This is a genomic window from Pseudoalteromonas sp. KG3, from assembly GCF_030436385.1.
GTDB lineage: Bacteria > Pseudomonadota > Gammaproteobacteria > Enterobacterales > Alteromonadaceae > Pseudoalteromonas > Pseudoalteromonas prydzensis.
Window position 1 is genome coordinate 2,049,977 of record NZ_CP098523.1, and the last position, 20,146, is coordinate 2,070,122.

Here is a 20,146-nt window from a genome sequence, read left to right on the forward strand (position 1 = left end):
ACGCAATATGTTAACACGCATCGTAACTCGGGGTATATTAGCAACAACAGGATTTATTCTTGAATACGCAATCAAGGCGTTATTTTTATTTTTTACGTATTAATTCCCAAAGGGGTAGAATTTATGGGCACAGTTACTTGGATCGGTATTATTGTTATTGTGGCAGTGGCTGCATTTTTCCTTGGCGCATTTGTAACCAAAAAACAATTTAAGCAGGATGAGTTAGAACAACAAGCTGAACAAGCTAAAAATGCCTTGGAGCAATATCGCCAAGACGTAGCTGATCACTTAGCAAGTACAAGTAAATTAGTTAGCAAAATGAAAGACAACTATGATCAACTATTAAACCATGTTGATGAAACCAATAAATTATTGTTAACTGATAAAAAACAGCATCCTGCCGAACCATTCTTCTCAAAAGAAACAACCGAGCAATTACAACGCTCTTTAAAAGAGCGCCAAAGTGACCGTTCGTCAGCACATGCGCAACCTGCAGATTACGTGTCAGGTACTTCAGGATTATTTGCTGGCGAAGATAAAGTTTCAGAACATTCTAAAGTTTCTTGATGAACTTTTTTTTGACCCCATAGTCTGTAATAGAGCAGCTTATGTTTTATATACAGTTCTAAACCCCTTGCAATAGCTAGCTATTATAATGTGGTTAGAACGAGATTAATGAAGAAAGGCTGCATTTGCAGCCTTTTTTGTTTGTGCTTTTTCCTGTGATGTGGAGTAAACCCTGACTATGAAAATGAAATTATCGTTAATCAGTGCAGCAATGTTATCTACCAGCTTATTATTAGCCCCAGCTGTATCAATGGCAAAAATGCCTATCGCTGTGAATGGTCAACAATTGCCAACGTTAGCGCCAATGCTAGAACAAATAACACCGGGCGTTGTTAGCATTCAAGTCTCCGGCTCAAAAGAAGTACGCCGTCGCGCCGATCCGCTTGACTTCTTTTTCGGTAACCCGCAACCACGCAGTCAAAAGCGTGAATTTAGCGGCTTAGGATCAGGCGTTATTATCGATGCAGAAGAAGGTTACGTGGTTACCAATAATCACGTAGTTCAAGACGCAGAGAAAATGCTGGTAACCCTTGAAGACGGCCGCGAGTACGAAGCAACAAAAATTGGTAGCGATAAAGAGTCAGATATCGCGTTACTACAGATTGAGGCCGACGATCTTGTCGCAGTCAAGCTAGCTAATTCAGATCAATTGCGCGTAGGTGATTTTGCTGTTGCCATTGGTAATCCATTTGGTTTAAGCCACACCGTAACCTCAGGTATTGTTAGTGCCTTGGGTCGTAGTGGTTTAAATATTGAAGGTTATGAAGACTTTATTCAAACCGATGCAGCAATAAACCAAGGCAACTCAGGCGGTGCGTTAGTTAATTTAAACGGTGAGCTAATTGGCATTAACACCGCAATTTTAGGCGCCTCTGGTGGTAATGTTGGGATAGGGTTTGCCATTCCTTCAAACATGATGAAAAATCTCGTTGATCAAATTATTGAACATGGTGAAGTGCGTCGTGGCTCACTGGGTATCTCGGGGCGCCCTCTTGATGCAGGTCTTGCTAAAGCGCAGAAACTTGATGTCAAGCAAGGCGCTTACGTAATGCAAGTTATGGATGATTCCGCAGCTAGCAAAGCCGGTATTAAAGCAGGCGATGTGATCACAAGTATAGATGGCAGTGAGATCAGTGGGTTCCATGAGCTGCGCAGTAAAATCGCCACGCTCGGTGAGGGCCGAAAAGTTAAGCTAGGTATTTATCGCGATGGTAAAATTAAAACCGTCAAAGTTACCCTTGATGGTGCATCAGGGTTAACTGCCTCAGGCGATGAACTCCACCCAGCATTCCAAGGCGCCACCCTTGAAAACACCCAGAAGAATGGTAATAAAGGGGTTGAACTTACCTCTGTAGATCCACGTTCTCCAGCTGCACGGGTTGGCCTTGAAGAAGGTGACATTATCATGCAAGTGAATCGTCAGCGCGTTGAAACAATTAATGATATGAATAAGATCATTGAAAATACCAAAGGTAACATTGTACTTGGGGTACAACGTGGCCGAGAATCGGTATTTGTATTAATTCAGTAACAACAAAGCGATTAAATCAATAAATAATAGCAGTGGCACTTGCCGCTGCTATTTTTTTTATGCCATCATTACAAGATTGCTCACTAAGAATAAGAAAATTGTGCTGAAATTCTTTAAGTTTGTCCTTCCTCCGCTGTTTGCGGGACTCGGCATCGCTTTTTTGGTGGTTTTTTTTAGCCCTAATATGCGTGCAACCTTATTACCCAATGTGCCTTTACCTAGCGCTATGAGTATTGACCACCTGAGTATTGACCACCTGAGTTTTGCCGATGCTGTAGAACGCGCAGCGCCATCGGTGGTAACCATTATTTCAGAGAGTATTTCAAAAGAACCGCGCTATAAACGACAAAATACCGTGCAAGAACTTGGCTCCGGCGTGATCATGTCGAGTGATGGTTATATTCTAACCAACTATCACGTGATCAATAATGCCGATCAAATTATGGTGCTGCTCACCGATGGTCGCCGTTATTTTGATGTACAGTTGATTGGTTTTGATACCATCACCGACTTAGCATTATTAAAAATCAATGTGGAACATTTACCAGTTATTCCAATCAGTGAGCGCTTTATACCACGTGTGGGTGATGTCGTACTTGCTATTGGTAACCCACTCAACTTAGGGCAAACAATCACCCAAGGGATCATCAGTGCGACTGGTAAACAAAAAATTACCGACAGCCCCTATAACAGCCTATTACAAATGGATGCAGCGATAAACGTGGGCAACTCTGGAGGTGCGCTGGTGAACTCTAACGGCGATCTTGTTGGTATCACTTCTGCACAATTTAAAACCCGCGAGAACTTAGATATTCAAGGTATCTTCTTTGCTGTGCCTTTTTCGTTAGCCAAAGAGGTGATGGATAAACTGATCCGTCATGGTCGCGTTGTACGTGGCTATTTAGGTTTCACAGGTACAGCTGTTGATAGCACAGGGAAAGAAGTCAGCGATAACTATACGCCAGTGGCAGGTCTGCGCATTACCAATCTTGATCCGTTAGGTCCTGCATGGCAGGCAGGTATTAAAGAGCAAGATATTGTCGTAAAAATTGCTGGAGAAAATGTCACTAACCCACAAAAAACCTTAAATATTATAGGTAATTCTGAGCCAGGCCATGAAATTGAGTTTGAACTGTATCGCAGTGGAGAAGTATTAAAAGTAATGGTTAAAGTGGCAGAACTTGAGACTAAACTTTAAAACCTAGGGCCTAGAAGCTAGGACCTAGAAGCTAGGACCTAGGTTCTAGGCTATTAACTACTTCGACGTTTGATATTTGCACCCAATGCACTGAGTTTATCTTCAATACGTTGATAACCACGGTCAACATGGTAAATACGATCAACAACCGTCTCACCTTGTGCCACAATCCCAGTTAAAATTAAGCTAGCTGAAGCACGTAAGTCTGTTGCCATCACTTGCGCACCAGTTAGGCTTTTAGTGTCACCACAGATAGCGGTATTGCCTTCTAAACGAATATTAGCACCCATACGCTGTAACTCAGGCACATGCATAAAGCGATTTTCAAAAATCGTTTCTGTGATTGTCGCACTGCCATTAGCCACCACATTTAACGCGGTAAACTGGGCTTGCATATCGGTAGGGAAACCTGGGTGTGGCATAGTTTTGATATTAACAGCTTTAAGCTCACGGCCACGCATATCAAGGTAAATACTGTCATCATGTATTTCAATCAAGGCATTACTTGCACGTAGCTTTTCAATGACTGGCTCAAGGCTGTGAAAATCAGTAAGTTTACATAGCACTTCACCGCCAGCCATCGCGGCTGCGACTAAGAAAGTACCGGTTTCAATACGATCAGGTAAAATGCGGTGCTCACAACCGTGTAGTTTTTCAACACCTTCAATTTCAATACGACTGCTACCGGCACCAGTAATTTTTGCCCCCATCGCGGTTAAACACACGGCTAAATCAATAATTTCGGGTTCACGAGCGGCATTTTCTAATACGGTTTTGCCGTCAGCCAAGGTTGCGGCCATCAATAAATTTTCGGTCGCACCTACGCTGACCATTTCCATATATATTTCAGCGCCTTTTAAACGCCCGTCAACTTTGGCATTGATATACCCATTTTCAACGCTTATAACCGCGCCCATGCGCTCTAAACCTTGAATGTGAATATCAACAGGCCGTGCGCCAATTGCACAGCCGCCAGGCAGCGATACTTGCGCTTGGCCAAAACGTGCAACTAATGGCCCTAAGGCTAATACCGATGCACGCATTTGCTTAACAAGCTCATAAGGGGCAAGGGTTTTATCCACTTTGCTACCATCGATAACAAGCTGGTCACCATGCCATTGGATTTCTGCACCTAGGGTTTTTAACAGTGCTTCTGTGGTGCCAATATCACGTAAACGAGGCACGTTGTTAAAAGTACTTTTACCGTCAGCTAATAATGAAGCAAATAAAATCGGTAATGCAGCATTTTTAGCGCCTGAAATTGTGACTTCACCGGCAAGTCCGGTTCCACCCTGAATTACAAATTGATCCATGAGGAAACCTTTTTATTGAGGTAAAATAAATTTTTGCTCGCGCTTCCACTCAGTAGGTGTAAATGCACGGATCGAAACTGCGTGGATGGTGCCGTCAGAAATAGTGTTCATCAACGGCCCATATACCAGCTGTTGTTTCTTCACTCGGCTTAAACCATCAAAACAATCGCCGACTGCGATAACTTCATAATGACTACCGTTGGCTTTTACATGTACTTCAGCTAATTGTAGCTCGTCGCGTAATAAGGTTTCGACCTGGCTTGTTTCCATAACTCTCACTCAAATAGGTTGGTAACCTGTCCCAATTGCATTAATTTTTGCAATTGCTCAGGAATATTTTGCAACTCAAGGTGAATACCTTGCTGCTTTAATTCTGCGAAAGAGTGAATTAACCAAGCTAAGCCCGCCGTGTCAACCCTAGACACCTCAGAAAGGTCAAAATACCAAGTTTTATGGTCACTTTGTGGTTTTTTATTCAGAAGTCGTTCAGCGGAAATTGAATTTCGAGTCAATTCACCACTGACTCGATAGTGCTGCTCGTCAAGCTGAGTAACTGTTACTTTACTCATTACCGCCGTCACCTCTAAATTGCACTGGCAACTTACTTTTCTGTTCAAGTAGGTCACTTACATAGTTAATACCTTGCTGGCGCAAAATGCCTTGAAATTCACTTTGCTTGGCATCCAATAAGCTAATGCCTTCAGCTACCATGTCATAAGCACGCCATTCGCCACTGCGGTCTGCGCGTACTTTAAAATCAATTTTAATTTCTGGCTTGCCCGGCTCAATAATTTTCGTTTTTACTAACACTAAATCTTGTCCAGCAAACTCTTTACTTGGCCCAAACTCTACTTTTTGGTTGGTGTATTGCGTAAACACCCCCGCATAGGTTGCGATTAGGTATTCTTGAAACACATCAATAAAGCGTTTAATGTCTTCAACAGCTTGTTTTTGCTCGGCCGGATCTTTAATTGAGCGTACTTTTGAAACATGGCTGCCTAACACCCGCAGTGCTGCATATTTATAATCAATATACGGCATCAATTCTTCTTTTACGATCACGCGTAAGTGCTCTTTATCTTTTTCAATTAAAGGCTGATCACGGGTTATACGTTGAAACGTATTATCTGAAACTTGGCGTACCATTTTATATGGGTCGGTTAAATCGACCGGCTCATTAGCTACACTGATTGCGCTGAAAGTAAGCGCCACTACCATTAAAAATTGTTTAAACATAATTAGTTACTCGCCGCCTTGATTGAATAAAAACTGCCCGATTAATTCTTCAAGCACCAATGCTGATTTAGTGTCGGTGATATAGTCGCCATCATTTAAGGCTTTACTTTCAACACCGAATAACTCATCTAGGCCTAAATCTTTATCATCACTGGTTACCGCTACGCCGAAACAAGCTTGCTCAGCTGATTTTGGGGCGATAACAGGGTTAATACCTAGATACTGTTCACCTAAAATACCTGAGGTCAAGATTGACACTGAGCTGGTATCTGAAAAACGACATTGATATTGCGCATCAATGGTCATATCAACCACGGGCACAAATTCTTGTGGATGAATTGAAATCGACTCAACTCGACCAACCACAACGCCACCAACCTTGATTGGTGCGCGTGCTTTTAACGAGCCAATGTTTTCAAACTTAGCTTTTAATAAATAGGTTTCACCATTGCCGCTGATCCCTGCGTTAGCTACTTTTAACGCCAACATTGCAAATGCCGCGATGCCTAACGCAACAAAAAAACCAACTAAAATTTCTAATTTCCGTGAATTCATTTTTTATACCTTAATTAGCTGGTAAACATTACCGCTGTCAAAATAAAATCAAACCCTAAAACAGCCAAAGAAGAGTGCACTACCGTCTCTGTTGTTGCTTTACTGATCCCTTCAGAGGTCGGTATACAATCATAACCTTTATAAAGCGCTATCCATGTAACCACAATGGCAAACACAAAGCTTTTGATCATGCCATTTAAAATATCTTGCTGAAATGACACTTGCGACTGCATGATTGACCAGAAGCTACCTGTATCTACCCCCAACCAATCAACCCCAACCAAGTGAGCACCAATGATTGCAACGGCTGAAAATATCAATGCTAGCAATGGCATACTGATAAAGCCCGCCCAAAATCGCGGTGCAATAATACGCTTAAGTGGGTCAATCGCCATCATTTCCAGGCTCGATAACTGCTCAGTAGCTTTCATCAAACCAATTTCAGCAGTCAACGCACTGCCCGCTCGTCCGGCAAATAATAATGCCGTAACAACAGGGCCTAACTCGCGCAATAAACTCAATGCCACCAACGGTCCTAAGCTATCTTCTGCGCCATAACCAACCAGTACAGTGTAGCCCTGTAACGCCAGTACCATGCCGATAAATAAACCCGACACCATGATAATCAACAGTGACTGCGAGCCTACCATATACAATTGACGTACCAGTAAAGGCGTGCCTTTTCTGAAGTTAGGAACATTCCACAGTGCGCCAACCAACATTTGTGTAGAACGGCCAAGCGCCGCAAAACGCCCTAACGTTTTATGGCCTAGCATTTGCAAAAAATCGAACATTAGCGGCGCCCTCCCAGTAACTCTTGCTGGTAAGATGGTGCAGGAAAATGAAATGGCACAGGGCCATCTGATAAACCTTTTAAGAACTGCTGCACCAGCGGTGATTCATGATTACGCATTTCATCCGGGGTACCGCTGCCAATAACACCTTGATCAGCGATAATAATAACGTGATCGGCAATACTCATTACTTCGGTTACATCATGAGTCACTATCAGCGACGACAAACCGAGCACTTGATTAAGTGATTTAATCAGTTTAACCAACACGCCCATCGAAATAGGGTCTTGGCCTGCAAACGGTTCATCATACATAATTAATTCAGGATCAAGTGCGATAGAGCGTGCTAATGCAGCACGACGCGCCATTCCGCCTGAGAGCTCTGAAGGCATTAAATCCTGAGCACCACGAAGGCCAACGGCTTGTAATTTCATTAGCACTACTAGGCGGATTAAATCTTCACTAAGGCGAGTATGTTCACGCAGCGGAAACGCTATATTGTCAAACACAGACATATCGGTAAATAATGCACCGCTTTGGAATAACATACTCATTTTGGTACGTGCAGCGTAAAGTTCTTTACGCGACATACTTGGAATGTTATTACCTTCGAATAATATAGTGCCGCTATCTGGTTTTAACTGACCACCAATTAAACGCAACATGGTGGTTTTACCAATTCCGCTTGGCCCCATGATTGCCGTAATTTTCCCTTTAGGAACGCTAAAACTCATATTTTTATATATGCTGCGATTACCTCGAGAAAAACTTACATCCTTGATTTCTACTATTGGTTGCGACAAGTCGCTCTCCATTACTATATTCACTAGTTCTCCTATTTTAAGCGTTTTTACAGCAAGATGGAAAAAACAATTCGTAAAATTTTGTAATATTCTATGTAATAACAAGCAAAACCTTACAGCAGTAGGCTTAACAGACGCTTAAATAATTTTTTCTGAGGTAAAAATAACGACTTACTAACAAGTTGACCTGATTCTTTTATTTATACTTTCAGGTTGGCTTTTGTTACTATTTGCAGTCATCTTATTTTGAATAATTGGCGTAACACAATGGTGACTTCTTTTGTCATTTTAATTCTCGGGTTTGCAGCTCTCGTTTGGAGTGCAGATCGCTTTGTTTACGGCGCGGCTGCGCTGGCAAAAAATTTCGGTGTCCCTACACTAATTGTTGGCTTAACAGTGGTTGCTATGGGCTCGTCAGCCCCAGAAATGATGGTCTCAGCATCAGCTGCTCTTGCGGGTAAAACTGATACAGCCGTGGGTAATGCCGTTGGCTCAAATATCACTAATATTTTACTTGTGTTAGGTATTACCGCGCTATTGCGCCCTCTTTCAGTATCCTCAATGACCTTGAAGCGTGAAATGCCGCTGGTGTTGTTAGTGTCAATTGCTGCTTGGTATGTATTTTCTGATAACTACTTTTCATTTACAGAAGGCGTTGCATTAATCATTGGCTTTGTCGTATTTATTGCTGGCTTAGTTATTATTTCTATTCGCGCTAAAAACCAAGCTGATGACCCATTTGTCAGTGAAGCTTGTGAAGATGTGCCAGATAATGTGCCAACTAAGTCGGCTTTATTTTGGTTAATCATAGGTATGATATTACTGCCTATCAGCTCGCACTTTTTAGTCGGCTCTGCGGTTGATATTGCCAAATTCTTTGGCTTAAGTGATCTGGTCATTGGTTTAACCATTATTGCCATTGGTACTAGCCTACCTGAGCTTGCCGCCTGTATCGCAGGGGTACTGAAAAAAGAAGATGATTTAGCGCTGGGCAATATTGTCGGCTCAAATATCTTTAACATATTAGCAGTATTGCCACTGGCGGGTATTATCAACCCATCAATTATTGACCCATCGGCGGCAAACCGTGATGCCTTAATAATGATTGGTGCCACCATAGCATTGATTGCTATGTCTTTAAGTTTTAGAGGCACAAGACGCATTAATCGAGTTGAAGGTGGCCTGTTATTGGTCGCGTTTTTAGTCTATCAAGGTTATATTTTCAACCAAGTTGCTTAATGCTACCCAAAAATGGATAACACGATGACGCAGTTAAATTTTATTGAACAAGGTAAGCGGGTTCTCGATATCGAGCGCCAAGCACTGACTGAGATAGTCCAATACCTAGACGAAAACTTTAATCGAGCTTGCCAACTAATGTATCAATGCCATGGCAGGATCATTGTAGTGGGTATGGGAAAATCCGGTCATATTGGCAATAAAATTGCTGCAACATTGGCAAGTACCGGTACACCAGCGTTTTTTGTTCATCCTGGTGAAGCAAGCCATGGCGATTTAGGGATGATCACCCGCGATGATGTAGTCATGTTGCTATCCAACTCAGGTGAAACCAGCGAAGTACTCAATATAATTCCAGTTATTAAACGTATTGGCGCAAAAATGATTGCCATGACCGGTAATCCAGCATCGTCAATGGCAAAGTGGGCGGATGCTCATGTATGTATTAAAGTAAGCCAAGAAGCCTGCCCATTAGGGCTTGCACCTACAGCCAGCACCACAGCCACGCTCGCGATGGGTGATGCAATCGCTGTTGCGCTGCTAGAGACTCGCGGATTTACCGCCGACGACTTTGCACTATCACACCCAGGTGGCAGCTTAGGTAAACGCTTACTGCTATGCTTAAAAGATATTATGCACAGTGGTGATGCAACACCTATCATTAATGACAAACAATGCATCAAAGATGCGTTAATTGAAATGTCTGCCAAAGGCTTAGGTATGACCGCTATTGTTGATGATAACAACCAGCTTGCAGGATTGTTTACTGACGGTGATTTACGCCGTATTTTAGAGCAACGGGTTGATATTCATAGCACTTTGATAAGCACTGTAATGACCCGTTCTTGTACTACAGCAACCGCAGATATGCTCGCCGCAGAGGCACTCAACATTATGGAAAATAAGCGTATCAACGGCTTAATTGTGATTGATGATAATCAACATCCTATTGGTGCACTGAACATGCAGGATTTGCTAAAAGCAGGAGTTTTATAATGCAGTTTGCTGATTTATACCAGCCGCTTTGTGATGATGTACGCAGCCGCGCACAGAAAATTAAACTGCTTATTTGCGACATTGATGGCGTATTTTCAGATGGCCGTATTTATTTAGGCAACCAGGGTGAAGAGCTAAAAGCCTTTAATACCAAAGACGGCTTTGGCATTAAAGCCTTGATCAACAGTGGTTTTGAAGTCGCCGTGATCACCGGTCGTCATTCACAGATAGTTCAGCAACGAATGACTAGCCTGACTGTACCGCATATTTATCAAGGCCAAGAAAATAAGTTGCAAGCTTATCAACAGCTCAAAGATAAACTGCAGTTAACTGATGAGCAAATTGCCTACATTGGTGACGACGGTCCTGATATGCCAGTGATGGAATTGGTGGGGTTTGCGGTAGCAGTTAATGATGCACACCCACTCATAAAACGTATTTCACACTATACAACCATGTTGCCAGGTGGCTTTGGTGCAGTGCGTGAGTTAACTGATTTACTGATGCTTGAAAATGGTAAATCATTAACCTGCGAAGGAACCAGCTCATGAATAGTGCGCGTTTGATATTATGCGTATTGTTCGTCGTTTGTATGGTGTGGCTGTGGTTCCCTTATTTTAATCAGCCTACAACCACAGTACAGAATCAAGAAGATATAATAGCAAAACCTGATTACACAGCGGTGGCATTAAAACAAACCGCGTTTGATGAACAAGGTAAAATTAGTCACAAAGTAACCGCTGCAAAAATGGAGCTGTACCAGCAGTTAGGTTTTACTTACTTTGAGCAACCTATTTTTACTTTATATAATCAACAACAAACGTGGCAAATTAATGCAGACGAAGCCACCTTATATGAAAATCATCAATTAATTTTAGAAGGCAATGTGGTGGCTAAAAACCTCACCAACAACGCCATGATTGAACATATAAACGCAGACAACATTCAGGTTGATATTGAACTGCAAACCATGAGTTCTGAACAACCAGTAGAATTGATCGGACCAAATTTAAAGATCACTGGGCGCGGCCTCCATGCCGACTTAAAAGCCGAAGTGGTAGAACTAATTAACCATACGCGAACCATATATTATGACCAATAAATTTGCTCACTTGCTTGTTATACCAAGCTTATTCATAGCCTTTTCAAGTTTTGCAGAGACGGCCTCACCGCCTGCAGATCAAGTATCGATCAGTGCAGACAAGCAGCTTGCACAACTGAAAGATAATATCGGTATTTTTGAAAAAAATGTTGAGATCATTCATGGTAACCGTCGTATCAAAGCTGATCGCCTTGAAGTGCACAAACGTGAAGACTTAGGCGATAATAAACAATTACTAGTCGCAACTGGCAGCCCGGCTTATTTTGAAGAAAAACAAGCCGATGGCACAATTATGAGCGCCAGCGCAGATGAAGTTCGTTACGACGTTGCAAAACGCTACTTAACGCTAATTGGTGACGCACAGGTTACTCAAGCAGGGCAAAAGATTAACGCTAAAAGCATTACCTACGACATGGACCAACAACTGATCAGTGCTGAAAAAGGCGCTAGTTCAGACGATCGCGTACACACCATACTCGTGCCTGTAGACAGTAAAAAAACCAAATCTAAAGGTCAGCCATGAGTACATTAAAAGCTGAATTTTTAGCTAAAAGCTACAAAGGTCGTCAAGTAGTCAAAAGTGTTGGTTTAGAAGTCACCGCTGGCAGCATTGTTGGTTTACTGGGCCCAAATGGCGCAGGTAAAACCACTACTTTTTACATGATTGTCGGTTTAGTGCCTAGCGACAAAGGTAAAATCAGTATTGATGATAATGACATTACCCTGCTACCAATGCATAGCCGTGCCCGCTTGGGAATTGGTTACTTGCCTCAGGAGTCATCGATATTTCGCAAGTTGACTGTGTATCAAAACTTGATGGCGATTTTAGAAACTCGCAAAGACCTAAAAAAACAAGCCAGAGAAGAAGCCCTCGACAGCTTACTTGATGAATTTAGCATTCAACATATTCGTGACAGCCAAGGTATGGCGTTATCGGGTGGTGAACGCCGTCGCGTTGAAATTGCGCGCGCTTTAGCCGCAAATCCAAAATTTATCCTGCTAGATGAGCCTTTTGCTGGCGTTGATCCTATTTCAGTGTTAGATATAAAGAAGATTATTGAACACCTTAAAAACCGTGGTATTGGCGTACTTATTACCGACCACAATGTACGAGAAACCCTTGATGTTTGTGAAAAAGCCTACATAGTTTCTCATGGGGAGTTAATTGCATCAGGCACACCTGAGCATGTACTTGCCGACCAAACAGTTCGCGATGTTTACCTGGGTGAGCAATTTAGGCTATAAAGCCACACTCGGTAAAGCATCTGCTAAACTTAACAATGACAACAATAAAAGGATTGTTAGAGATACATGAGGCAATCACTCCAGCTGCGCATGGGCCAGCAACTTACAATGACACCGCAACTGCAACAAGCTATTCGCTTATTGCAGCTCAGTACATTGGATCTCCAGCAAGAAATTCAAGAAGCGCTAGATAGCAATCCGTTGTTAGAACTAGAAGAACATGAATATTCAGAAGATGCTGCTGGCAAAAACGAACAAAAACAAGACAACGATGACTTAACTGTCAGTGCCTCAGCGGACGACAAGCCTAGCGAATACGAACAAGAAAGCAGCGAAGCATTAAGTAAAGAAACCCTCAGTGACGAAATGGCAATGGACGTCACTTGGGATGAATACATGAGTGCTGCGCCTAACAGTTCATCGGGGCCAATGCCCGAAGATGAATCTATTTATCAAGGCGCCTCAACAGAGACCTTGCATGAATATTTAATGTGGCAGTTACAGCTAACGCCCTTTAGCCCAACCGATGAAGCAATCGCCATTGCCATTGTTGAGGCCATTGATGACTCTGGTATTTTAACACTCAGCTGTGAAGACCTTGTAGAGAGCTTAAATCAAGGCAACAGCGAAGAAGAAATCGAACTGGACGAAGTGCAAGCGGTTTTAAAGCGCATTCAATTATTTGATCCTGTTGGCATTGCCGCCCGTAGTTTACAAGAGTGTTTATGTATTCAATTAAATCAATTTGATCCTGCAACTCCTTGGATTGCAGAGACAAAAATGATTTTAACGGATCATATCGATTTATTAGCTAGTCGCGACTATCGCACTTTGATGAAAAAGACTAAGCTTAAAGAAGAAGATTTAAAAGAAGTCATGACACTGATCCACAGTCTCAACCCAAAGCCTGCGGATACCATAGTACGGGAAGAGTCAGAGTACGTTATTCCTGATGTATCAGTGAAAAAAATTAAAGGCCGCTGGGTGGTTGAACTTAATCCAGACAGCATGCCAAAAATTAGAGTGAACAGCCAATATGCGGCCATGTCACGCTCCGTTAAATCGAGCACTGACAGCCAATTTATTCGTTCGCATCTGCAAGAAGCTAAATGGTTTATAAAAAGCCTAGAAAGTCGTAACGACACATTACTCAAAGTAACCAACTGCATTGTTAAACAGCAGCAAGGATTCTTTGAACATGGCCCTGAAGCTATGCGCCCGATGGTGCTAAATGACGTTGCTGAAATGGTTGAAATGCATGAGTCGACAATTTCTCGCGTAACAACCCAAAAATACATGCATACTCCACGGGGTATTTTTGAGCTAAAATATTTTTTCTCAAGTCATGTAAGCACTGAGAACGGCGGTGAATGTTCGTCTACCGCAATTCGCGCATTGATCAGAAAACTGATCAGCGCAGAAAACTCAGCGAAACCATTGAGTGATAGTAAAATTGCAGATATATTGGCAGAGCAAGGTATCAAAGTAGCTAGACGGACTATTGCAAAATACCGCGAGTCACTGGCTATTCCACCGTCAAATCAAAGAAAGAGTTTGATTTAAGGCGTAAAATCAAAAAAGGAAAATGCTTATGCAACTAAATTTAACTGGTCGTCACGTAGAAATTACTGATTCATTAAGAGACTATGTAAACAATAAGTTTGCGAAGCTTGAGAGGCATTTTGATCACATCAACAATGTCCATGTTATTCTTGACGTTGAAAAGCTAAGCCAAAAAGCAGAAGCCACAATACATGTTAGTGGCGCTGAATTATTTGCCTCAACTGAGCACCAAGACATGTATGCAGCCATTGACGGACTAATTGACAAACTTGACCGTCAAGTAATCAAACACAAAGAGAAGCACGCTCGACACTAATACTATGAAATTAAGCTCACTTATTTGCCAGGACTGCAGCAAAGCTGCGGTCCTTTTTAATAGCAAAAAACGGATCATTGAATTTATCAGCCAATTGGCTCATGAACAACTTCCTCAGCTATCACAACAAGAAATCCTCGATGCATTACTCGCCAGAGAAAAACTAGGCAGTACGGGGATTGGTCGTGGTATTGCTATTCCACATGGCCGTATGACGGGTATTGAAAGCCCACTAGCGATAATTTTAGTAAGCGAAACACCGATTAATTTTGATGCGATTGATAACCGTCCTGTGGATCTCTTTATCGCCCTCATCGTACCAGATGGTGATAGCCAACTTCATTTAAAGACGTTAGCCACAATTGCTGATAAACTTAACGATAAAGATTTTTGCAAACAATTACGTAGTGCAAAAACAGATCAAGATTTATATCACGTTATTGTTGAGCAGTCGTAGCCAAATGAAGGAGAGTTTACATGGAGTTAATCATCATCAGTGGCCGCTCTGGCTCAGGTAAATCTGTTGCACTGCGCGTAGTCGAAGATCTTGGCTATTATTGTGTTGATAATATTCCAGTAAACTTATTACCTTCATTAGTGCGTAGTGTTTCTGATAATTACGACAAAATTGCAGTTAGCATTGATGTGCGTAATTTACCGAAAGAACAAGAAGAATTTAACGATATTCTTGAATACTTGCCAGGTTTCGCCAATCCAACATTATTTTATTTAGATTGTGATGATCAAACGCTGATCAAACGCTTTTCTGAAACTCGCCGCTTACACCCATTATCATTGGATTCTTTGCCGCTCGATTTAGCTATCAAACAAGAAAAAGTATTACTTGATGTGCTAACAACTCGTGCCGATTTTATGCTGGATACCACCGACCTTAGTGTCCACCAGCTGGCAGAGTCAATCCGTGAGAAAATTTTAGGTAAAAAAGACAAAAAACTAATCATTACCTTTGAATCATTTGGCTTTAAGTATGGCATTCCAAAAGAGGCCGATTACGTATTTGATGCGCGGTTTTTACCAAACCCACATTGGGAACCTGAGTTAAAGCCACTTACCGGCCTTGATCAACCAGTAAAAGATTATTTAGCCAGCCACAGCATCGTGCAAAAGTTCACTTGGCAGATCCAAACCTTTGTGCAAACTTGGTTACCACATCTAGAGCGAAACAACCGTAGTTATCTCACAATCGCAATTGGTTGTACTGGCGGTCAACATCGTTCAGTTTATTTAGCGCAAACCATTGGTGAAAGCTTTTCAATGAGCCACAGCAATGTAAAAATTCGCCACCGCGAGCAAGAATAACAACACACGTTTACAGTAAGGAATGTTGATGCGCTTAGAAGATACATTTTTAATAAAAAACAAACTGGGCTTACATGCCCGTGCAGCCAGTGTATTAGCACAATTAGCCGTGCAGTTTGATGCCAGTATCACGCTTCATCAAGACGATAAACAAGCCGCAGGCGATAGCGTACTGGGCCTAATGTTATTAGAAAGCAGCCAAGGCAAAGAAGTGAAAGTAGTCTGCGAAGGACCAGATGCTGAACCGGCTCTTGCTGCCATTGGCGAGCTCATCGCGCAACGCTTTAACGAGCAAGAATAGTCCGTAGTCAGCACAACAAAATTGCGTTAAACTGAATAAGTTGCTGGTTTAAGCAATCAGCCTGAATTATCAAAGTCTTGCCTACCCAATAAACTGTATTAATAACTTAAGGACGCCAATGCCAGAAGCTTTTGAACAAGATTATCCACTACAACAACTAAAACAAGTGACCAAGTCACTTAATAATGGTCAATTTGTTCAAGTAAGGCGTATGTTGGCAAAAACGGCTCCGTGTGACACGGCGTTACTACTCGAATCATCCCCGCATAAAATTCGTACCTTACTATGGCAACTCGTTGATCCAGATGTACAAGGTGACGTACTCGAAGAGCTTTCTGAAGATGTTCGCTTAGGGATCATCGCCCAAATGGAACCGGAGCACATTGCTGCCGCGACCGAGGACATGAGCCACGATGATTTAGGGGAAGTATTACGTAGCTTACCTGACACCGTCTACCAAGACGTCGTCAGCGCCATGGACAGTCAAGACCGCGAACGTGCAACCCAAGCACTCTCTTATCAAGAGCGCTCGGCTGGCGCACTGATGAATACCGATACGGTAACCATTCGCCCAGACGTCACCATTGACGTGGTGCTACGCTACTTACGCTTACGTGGCGAGCTACCAGAGGGCACCGATGACCTTTACGTAGTTGATAAACATAACTGCTTTTTAGGCGCAATGTCGCTGACCACTCTACTCACCAACTCGCCGGACAAAATTATTCGCGAATTAATGGATGAAGATTGTGAATCAATCCCTATTTCCATGGATGAGAGTGAAGTAGCGCAATTATTCGAGCGCCATAACTGGATATCGGCCCCTGTTGTTGATGATAACGACCATCTGCTAGGTCGGATCACCATCGATGATATCGTTGACGTTATCCGTGAAGATGCAGAGCACAGCTTATTAAGCTTAGCGGGTCTTGATGATGAAGAAGATACCTTTGCACCGGTATTAAAAAGCTCCAAAAAACGCTCTGTTTGGCTTGGGGTTAACTTATTAACCGCGTTACTCGCGGCTATTGTGGCAAGCTTCTTTGAAAACACCTTGGCAATTCTACCGATACTTGCAGTCCTCAATGGTATCGTGCCATCAATGGGTGGTGTTGCTGGTAGCCAAACATTAACACTAGTAATACGTGGTATTGCGGTAGGTCACATAAACCAAACTAACCAACGCTTTTTACTAATGAAAGAGCTGGCGATCGGTGCTATAAACGGCATGGTGTGGTCAATTTTAATAGCCGGTGTTGTTGCCATTTGGCAATGGGACTTTAAGCTTGGCGGCGTACTCGCCTTTGCCATGTTTATGAACTTAGTCGCCGCAGGTATTGCCGGTGCAAGTATCCCACTGATTTTGAAGAAAATGAAAATTGACCCAGCCTTAGCAGGCAGTGTCGTACTAACCACAGTTACAGATATCGTCGGCATCTTCGCCTTCCTCGGCACCGCCACATGGTTGTTGGTGTAGATAGGAATAGAGGGGCTAGGTTTTAGAGGCTAGGTTCTAGGTTAACATCGTAACGTAGGAAATGGCTTTAGCCATGAATGGTATAAATTTGCGCGGCATAAAGCCGCGCCTACGCAAATCCAAATACCTATGCCAATCCGTAGGCGTTAAGCTTGCTGATGCACTAACACCATGCGACATTTCAAACGCGGCGATGGGCCAGTTTACGACTATAAATAAATGGGAGGTAAAACATTCTTGGGTAGGGTTATAAGTGCATGCTCTCAATACAAAGAACAACATGCACTTATAATTTTGGTATCTAACATCCTAGTAAATTCCTTCTAGTGGGCTGTGAACTTATCATCCGATAACCATACCTGTATCATCCTTGTGGGCTTAGTCATTAAGCCAATCCTTTTGTATTTATATGATCCTTATAATTAAAGCCCAATCCTTGCTGCTTTAGCTTCATTCCTTTGATGCATTATCCATTAACTGTTTCCATTGCTGCGCGGTCCAAAGTGGCTTTGCGCTTACTGCGCCTCCTTGCTGGTTTTTCCTTAATACGTTATCCATAATGTTTCTCCTTGCCATCTAATGGGCAGATCATCCTTGTTGCGTTTAACACTGTGACTCTAACGACGTGCGATTATATAAATTGCATGTATTAGACCAGGAATATACCCTAGTAATGTTAACAAAATATTAATCCAAAACTGAGCACCTAAACCAACTTGTAAAAACACACCAAGTGGTGGAATAAGCACTGAAAATATAATGCGTATTAAATCCATTATTCTCACTCCCTGAAGTTTGCAGAAGAAAGCCCAGCACAGCTGGGCATTCGTGGCTTATAGATTATTCAGCTACAATAGTTAAGTTATCAACTACATCGCGAACATCTTCAGCATTCTTAGCAATTTTCACCGCTAGTTGTTTTTCAGCATCAGAGCCAACTGTACCATTTAGTGTTACCACACCTTTATCTGTATCTACATCGATATCGGTACCGCCCACTTCAGAGTTGAACAAGAATCGAGTCGTGATAACTGTAGTAATTTTAGCGTCCGTTAAGTCACTTTCAGTACTATCAGACTTCATTTTCTTGTTTTTTGTATCAACATTTTTAACAACTGTCAGCTTGTTATCAACATCAGTTACGCCATCAAGGCTTAATACAAGCTCTTCAGCTAGCTCTTTATCTAAATCGCTCTCAACTTTACCGGTAAGTACTACCTTGCCATTTTTTACATCAGTGTTAATGTCAAAGTTGTTTAGATTTGTGTTCATTAGTAGAACTGTTTCTGCCTTTCCATCAATCCAAGCATCTTTACTTTCATTTTCCCAGCTACTTGCTTGAGCACCCATAGCAGTAGTACCAAGAACTAACGCAGCGATAATTGATTTGTTAAATGTTTTCATAATCTTTCTCCTTTTGATTAAAGACAATATGATTAATGCGAACATCAGGCCAACCTTAAAATAATTTAAAATCAAACACTTAAATTTAAATCTATATAATCTTGCATTTTAGCTTGGTAAGAATTTACCGACTGCTCGGTAATTTATTCTGGTCGTTGCAAAATTAACTATTTAATAGCATTATTCGTTAATCTGTCGTTAATATAACAAACTCATTCAACAGTATAAAACCTAAACAACTGATTATTAATGAATTAAATAATGGCCTAAGCCTTGCTTTAGTTACAGCATTACAAAGTAATCGTACATATACACCAACAGCATCACTTATAAGGAATACGCCATGACTGTAAAACTAGAAGATCGCCCAATTGAGCAAGTGCGCGAACAAGTTATTGATCAATTAATTTATAACTACAGTCATGCAGTTATTTCAGCCGAGGCATTTGAGCGCAGATTAGACCAAGCAATGGAAGCAAAAAATAACCAAAGCTTAATTGATTTGGTTAGTGATCTTGAACTCACTACCGATAGTAGTTACCAGTCGGAAAAGCGTGCACAGTTTAGCCCAAACTATAGTAATAAAAGCGGCGATGAAGCATTGCATCTTCGTAGTATTTTGGGCTCAAACGAGCGCAGTGGACAATGGGTAGTGCCAAAAGAAATTCATCTTACTAACTTACTGGGTTCTATTGAACTTGATTTTACTGATGCCATATTTCAGCATCAAAATATCACCCTGCATGTTAATTGCTTGCTTGGCAGTGATCAAATTTACGTACCAGAGCACGTCAATGTCGTATCAAAACTATTCAGTATTATTGGCAGTGTTGAAAACAAATCGGTGTCACTGAACAAGCAGCAAGGGCCAACCATTACTATCGAAGGTAAAGTGGTGCTTGGATCTGTAGAAATTAAAATCAAACGAACCATTAAGGAAAAGTTTGTCTCTTTCGCCAACAGCCTTAAAACCAGCTGGCAAGATATGAATAAACATTAGTGGGTAAATGAGAAGAGAAAGCCACGGGCTAATTGCACCTTGATTACCACTTACCTAATACCTTTTCCCTTTAACCTCTTAAGCGCAGCGCCTCTTAACCTCTTTGTGAATGAATCACTTATAAATTTGCGCGGCATAAAGCCGCGCCTACGCAAAGCCAAACACCAATGCCAACCCCGTAGGCGC

General features: G+C 42.0%; 25 protein-coding genes. 16 read left to right on the forward strand and 9 right to left on the reverse strand.

Annotated elements, in window-relative coordinates; translation table 11 throughout:
• Positions 1-123: 123 nt before the first annotated feature.
• The 3 genes from NDQ71_RS09730 to NDQ71_RS09740 all read left to right on the forward strand — a co-directional run bounded on the left by NDQ71_RS09730 (position 124) and on the right by NDQ71_RS09740 (position 3,296).
• Entirely contained in the window at positions 124-567 is a 444-nt protein-coding gene (locus NDQ71_RS09730; protein WP_192542404.1) for a YhcB family protein, read from the forward strand.
• 178 nt (positions 568-745) lie between these two features.
• Positions 746-2,098: a Do family serine endopeptidase gene (locus tag NDQ71_RS09735; protein WP_301561526.1), complete on the forward strand. Its 1,353-nt coding sequence runs from the start codon at positions 746-748 to the stop codon at positions 2,096-2,098.
• A gap of 100 nt (positions 2,099-2,198) precedes the next feature.
• The gene (locus NDQ71_RS09740) at positions 2,199-3,296 is read left to right on the forward strand and encodes a trypsin-like peptidase domain-containing protein (RefSeq protein WP_301561527.1); all 1,098 of its coding nucleotides are present in this window, start codon (positions 2,199-2,201) and stop codon (positions 3,294-3,296) included.
• Positions 3,297-3,349: 53 nt separating this feature from the next.
• On the opposite strand, the gene murA is transcribed toward NDQ71_RS09740, so the two are convergent.
• From murA to mlaF, 7 genes are read right to left on the reverse strand one after another with little or no spacing between them, the layout of a single operon-like run.
• Positions 3,350-4,609 carry a UDP-N-acetylglucosamine 1-carboxyvinyltransferase gene (gene murA / locus NDQ71_RS09745; protein WP_192542403.1) on the reverse strand — a complete coding sequence of 420 codons (1,260 nt, stop codon included), beginning with the start codon at positions 4,607-4,609 and terminating at the stop codon, positions 3,350-3,352.
• Positions 4,610-4,621: 12 nt separating this feature from the next.
• Positions 4,622-4,879, reverse strand: coding sequence for a BolA family protein (locus NDQ71_RS09750; protein WP_149980598.1), 258 nt, complete (start codon positions 4,877-4,879; stop codon positions 4,622-4,624).
• Positions 4,880-4,884: 5 nt separating this feature from the next.
• Positions 4,885-5,178, reverse strand: a complete 294-nt coding sequence (locus tag NDQ71_RS09755) for a lipid asymmetry maintenance protein MlaB (protein WP_301561528.1) — start codon at positions 5,176-5,178, stop codon at positions 4,885-4,887.
• Positions 5,171-5,845: a phospholipid-binding protein MlaC gene (locus NDQ71_RS09760; protein ID WP_301561529.1), complete on the reverse strand. Its 675-nt coding sequence runs from the start codon at positions 5,843-5,845 to the stop codon at positions 5,171-5,173. Before NDQ71_RS09760 ends, NDQ71_RS09755 begins: the two co-directional genes overlap by 8 nt.
• Before the next feature lie 6 nt (positions 5,846-5,851).
• On the reverse strand, positions 5,852-6,400 hold the full coding sequence (gene mlaD / locus NDQ71_RS09765; protein ID WP_283710015.1) for an outer membrane lipid asymmetry maintenance protein MlaD: 549 nt from the start codon (positions 6,398-6,400) through the stop codon (positions 5,852-5,854).
• A 14-nt stretch (positions 6,401-6,414) separates the two neighbouring features.
• Positions 6,415-7,194: a lipid asymmetry maintenance ABC transporter permease subunit MlaE gene (gene mlaE, locus NDQ71_RS09770; RefSeq protein ID WP_064667826.1), complete on the reverse strand. Its 780-nt coding sequence runs from the start codon at positions 7,192-7,194 to the stop codon at positions 6,415-6,417.
• Positions 7,194-8,009, reverse strand: coding sequence for a phospholipid ABC transporter ATP-binding protein MlaF (gene mlaF, locus NDQ71_RS09775; protein WP_301562665.1), 816 nt, complete (start codon positions 8,007-8,009; stop codon positions 7,194-7,196). The genes mlaE and mlaF overlap by 1 nt, the downstream gene beginning before the upstream one ends.
• 255 nt (positions 8,010-8,264) lie before the next feature.
• Between mlaF and NDQ71_RS09780 the strand changes: the two genes are divergently transcribed.
• From NDQ71_RS09780 to mgtE, 12 genes are all read left to right on the forward strand, one after another.
• Positions 8,265-9,236 carry a calcium/sodium antiporter gene (locus tag NDQ71_RS09780; protein ID WP_301561530.1) on the forward strand — a complete coding sequence of 324 codons (972 nt, stop codon included), beginning with the start codon at positions 8,265-8,267 and terminating at the stop codon, positions 9,234-9,236.
• Positions 9,237-9,260: 24 nt separating this feature from the next.
• Positions 9,261-10,232 carry a KpsF/GutQ family sugar-phosphate isomerase gene (locus tag NDQ71_RS09785; protein ID WP_064667823.1) on the forward strand — a complete coding sequence of 324 codons (972 nt, stop codon included), beginning with the start codon at positions 9,261-9,263 and terminating at the stop codon, positions 10,230-10,232.
• Complete coding sequence (gene kdsC, locus NDQ71_RS09790) at positions 10,232-10,783, forward strand: 3-deoxy-manno-octulosonate-8-phosphatase KdsC (protein WP_064667822.1); 552 nt, start codon at positions 10,232-10,234, stop codon at positions 10,781-10,783. The genes NDQ71_RS09785 and kdsC overlap by 1 nt, the downstream gene beginning before the upstream one ends.
• Complete coding sequence (lptC, locus tag NDQ71_RS09795; protein ID WP_064667821.1) at positions 10,780-11,334, forward strand: LPS export ABC transporter periplasmic protein LptC; 555 nt, start codon at positions 10,780-10,782, stop codon at positions 11,332-11,334. The genes kdsC and lptC overlap by 4 nt, the downstream gene beginning before the upstream one ends.
• Positions 11,324-11,857 carry a lipopolysaccharide transport periplasmic protein LptA gene (gene lptA, locus NDQ71_RS09800; protein ID WP_064667820.1) on the forward strand — a complete coding sequence of 178 codons (534 nt, stop codon included), beginning with the start codon at positions 11,324-11,326 and terminating at the stop codon, positions 11,855-11,857. Before lptC ends, lptA begins: the two co-directional genes overlap by 11 nt.
• On the forward strand, positions 11,854-12,579 hold the full coding sequence (lptB, locus tag NDQ71_RS09805) for an LPS export ABC transporter ATP-binding protein (protein WP_064667819.1): 726 nt from the start codon (positions 11,854-11,856) through the stop codon (positions 12,577-12,579). The genes lptA and lptB overlap by 4 nt, the downstream gene beginning before the upstream one ends.
• Before the next feature lie 66 nt (positions 12,580-12,645).
• Positions 12,646-14,142: an RNA polymerase factor sigma-54 gene (locus NDQ71_RS09810; RefSeq protein ID WP_064667818.1), complete on the forward strand. Its 1,497-nt coding sequence runs from the start codon at positions 12,646-12,648 to the stop codon at positions 14,140-14,142.
• Between the two features lie 28 nt (positions 14,143-14,170).
• On the forward strand, positions 14,171-14,458 hold the full coding sequence (gene hpf, locus NDQ71_RS09815) for a ribosome hibernation promoting factor (RefSeq protein ID WP_016710074.1): 288 nt from the start codon (positions 14,171-14,173) through the stop codon (positions 14,456-14,458).
• 4 nt (positions 14,459-14,462) lie between these two features.
• On the forward strand, positions 14,463-14,915 hold the full coding sequence (ptsN, locus tag NDQ71_RS09820) for a PTS IIA-like nitrogen regulatory protein PtsN (protein WP_064667817.1): 453 nt from the start codon (positions 14,463-14,465) through the stop codon (positions 14,913-14,915).
• Between the two features lie 20 nt (positions 14,916-14,935).
• Entirely contained in the window at positions 14,936-15,778 is an 843-nt protein-coding gene (gene rapZ, locus NDQ71_RS09825) for an RNase adapter RapZ (protein WP_064667816.1), read from the forward strand.
• A gap of 28 nt (positions 15,779-15,806) precedes the next feature.
• The gene (locus NDQ71_RS09830) at positions 15,807-16,079 is read left to right on the forward strand and encodes an HPr family phosphocarrier protein (protein ID WP_064667815.1); all 273 of its coding nucleotides are present in this window, start codon (positions 15,807-15,809) and stop codon (positions 16,077-16,079) included.
• Between the two features lie 118 nt (positions 16,080-16,197).
• A complete protein-coding gene (gene mgtE / locus NDQ71_RS09835) occupies positions 16,198-17,556 on the forward strand; it encodes a magnesium transporter (RefSeq protein ID WP_192542397.1) in 1,359 nt (452 codons plus the stop codon).
• Positions 17,557-18,173: 617 nt separating this feature from the next.
• Here the strand turns inward: mgtE and NDQ71_RS09840 are convergent.
• Positions 18,174-18,332 carry a YqaE/Pmp3 family membrane protein gene (locus NDQ71_RS09840; RefSeq protein WP_064667813.1) on the reverse strand — a complete coding sequence of 53 codons (159 nt, stop codon included), beginning with the start codon at positions 18,330-18,332 and terminating at the stop codon, positions 18,174-18,176.
• Positions 18,333-18,396: 64 nt separating this feature from the next.
• Positions 18,397-18,960, reverse strand: a complete 564-nt coding sequence (locus NDQ71_RS09845) for a BON domain-containing protein (protein WP_064667812.1) — start codon at positions 18,958-18,960, stop codon at positions 18,397-18,399.
• A 343-nt stretch (positions 18,961-19,303) separates the two neighbouring features.
• Here NDQ71_RS09845 and NDQ71_RS09850 point away from each other — a divergent pair, with 343 nt between their 5' ends.
• On the forward strand, positions 19,304-19,960 hold the full coding sequence (locus NDQ71_RS09850) for a LiaF domain-containing protein (protein WP_064667811.1): 657 nt from the start codon (positions 19,304-19,306) through the stop codon (positions 19,958-19,960).
• The last annotated feature ends 186 nt before the right edge of the window (positions 19,961-20,146 follow it).

Bases quoted from the DNA above. Each gene is read 5' to 3' on its own strand.
- NDQ71_RS09730 (WP_192542404.1), top strand. From the start codon at position 124: ATGGGCACAGTTACTTGGATCGGTATTATTGTTATTGTGGCAGTGGCT.
- NDQ71_RS09735 (WP_301561526.1), top strand. From the start codon at position 746: ATGAAAATGAAATTATCGTTAATCAGTGCAGCAATGTTATCTACCAGC.
- murA (WP_192542403.1), bottom strand. From the start codon at position 4,609: ATGGATCAATTTGTAATTCAGGGTGGAACCGGACTTGCCGGTGAAGTC.
- NDQ71_RS09750 (WP_149980598.1), bottom strand. From the start codon at position 4,879: ATGGAAACAAGCCAGGTCGAAACCTTATTACGCGACGAGCTACAATTA.
- NDQ71_RS09755 (WP_301561528.1), bottom strand. From the start codon at position 5,178: ATGAGTAAAGTAACAGTTACTCAGCTTGACGAGCAGCACTATCGAGTC.
- NDQ71_RS09760 (WP_301561529.1), bottom strand. From the start codon at position 5,845: ATGTTTAAACAATTTTTAATGGTAGTGGCGCTTACTTTCAGCGCAATC.
- mlaD (WP_283710015.1), bottom strand. From the start codon at position 6,400: ATGAATTCACGGAAATTAGAAATTTTAGTTGGTTTTTTTGTTGCGTTA.
- mlaE (WP_064667826.1), bottom strand. From the start codon at position 7,194: ATGTTCGATTTTTTGCAAATGCTAGGCCATAAAACGTTAGGGCGTTTT.
- mlaF (WP_301562665.1), bottom strand. From the start codon at position 8,009: ATGGAGAGCGACTTGTCGCAACCAATAGTAGAAATCAAGGATGTAAGT.
- NDQ71_RS09780 (WP_301561530.1), top strand. From the start codon at position 8,265: ATGGTGACTTCTTTTGTCATTTTAATTCTCGGGTTTGCAGCTCTCGTT.
- NDQ71_RS09785 (WP_064667823.1), top strand. From the start codon at position 9,261: ATGACGCAGTTAAATTTTATTGAACAAGGTAAGCGGGTTCTCGATATC.
- kdsC (WP_064667822.1), top strand. From the start codon at position 10,232: ATGCAGTTTGCTGATTTATACCAGCCGCTTTGTGATGATGTACGCAGC.
- lptC (WP_064667821.1), top strand. From the start codon at position 10,780: ATGAATAGTGCGCGTTTGATATTATGCGTATTGTTCGTCGTTTGTATG.
- lptA (WP_064667820.1), top strand. From the start codon at position 11,324: ATGACCAATAAATTTGCTCACTTGCTTGTTATACCAAGCTTATTCATA.
- lptB (WP_064667819.1), top strand. From the start codon at position 11,854: ATGAGTACATTAAAAGCTGAATTTTTAGCTAAAAGCTACAAAGGTCGT.
- NDQ71_RS09810 (WP_064667818.1), top strand. From the start codon at position 12,646: ATGAGGCAATCACTCCAGCTGCGCATGGGCCAGCAACTTACAATGACA.
- hpf (WP_016710074.1), top strand. From the start codon at position 14,171: ATGCAACTAAATTTAACTGGTCGTCACGTAGAAATTACTGATTCATTA.
- ptsN (WP_064667817.1), top strand. From the start codon at position 14,463: ATGAAATTAAGCTCACTTATTTGCCAGGACTGCAGCAAAGCTGCGGTC.
- rapZ (WP_064667816.1), top strand. From the start codon at position 14,936: ATGGAGTTAATCATCATCAGTGGCCGCTCTGGCTCAGGTAAATCTGTT.
- NDQ71_RS09830 (WP_064667815.1), top strand. From the start codon at position 15,807: ATGCGCTTAGAAGATACATTTTTAATAAAAAACAAACTGGGCTTACAT.
- mgtE (WP_192542397.1), top strand. From the start codon at position 16,198: ATGCCAGAAGCTTTTGAACAAGATTATCCACTACAACAACTAAAACAA.
- NDQ71_RS09840 (WP_064667813.1), bottom strand. From the start codon at position 18,332: ATGGATTTAATACGCATTATATTTTCAGTGCTTATTCCACCACTTGGT.
- NDQ71_RS09845 (WP_064667812.1), bottom strand. From the start codon at position 18,960: ATGAAAACATTTAACAAATCAATTATCGCTGCGTTAGTTCTTGGTACT.
- NDQ71_RS09850 (WP_064667811.1), top strand. From the start codon at position 19,304: ATGACTGTAAAACTAGAAGATCGCCCAATTGAGCAAGTGCGCGAACAA.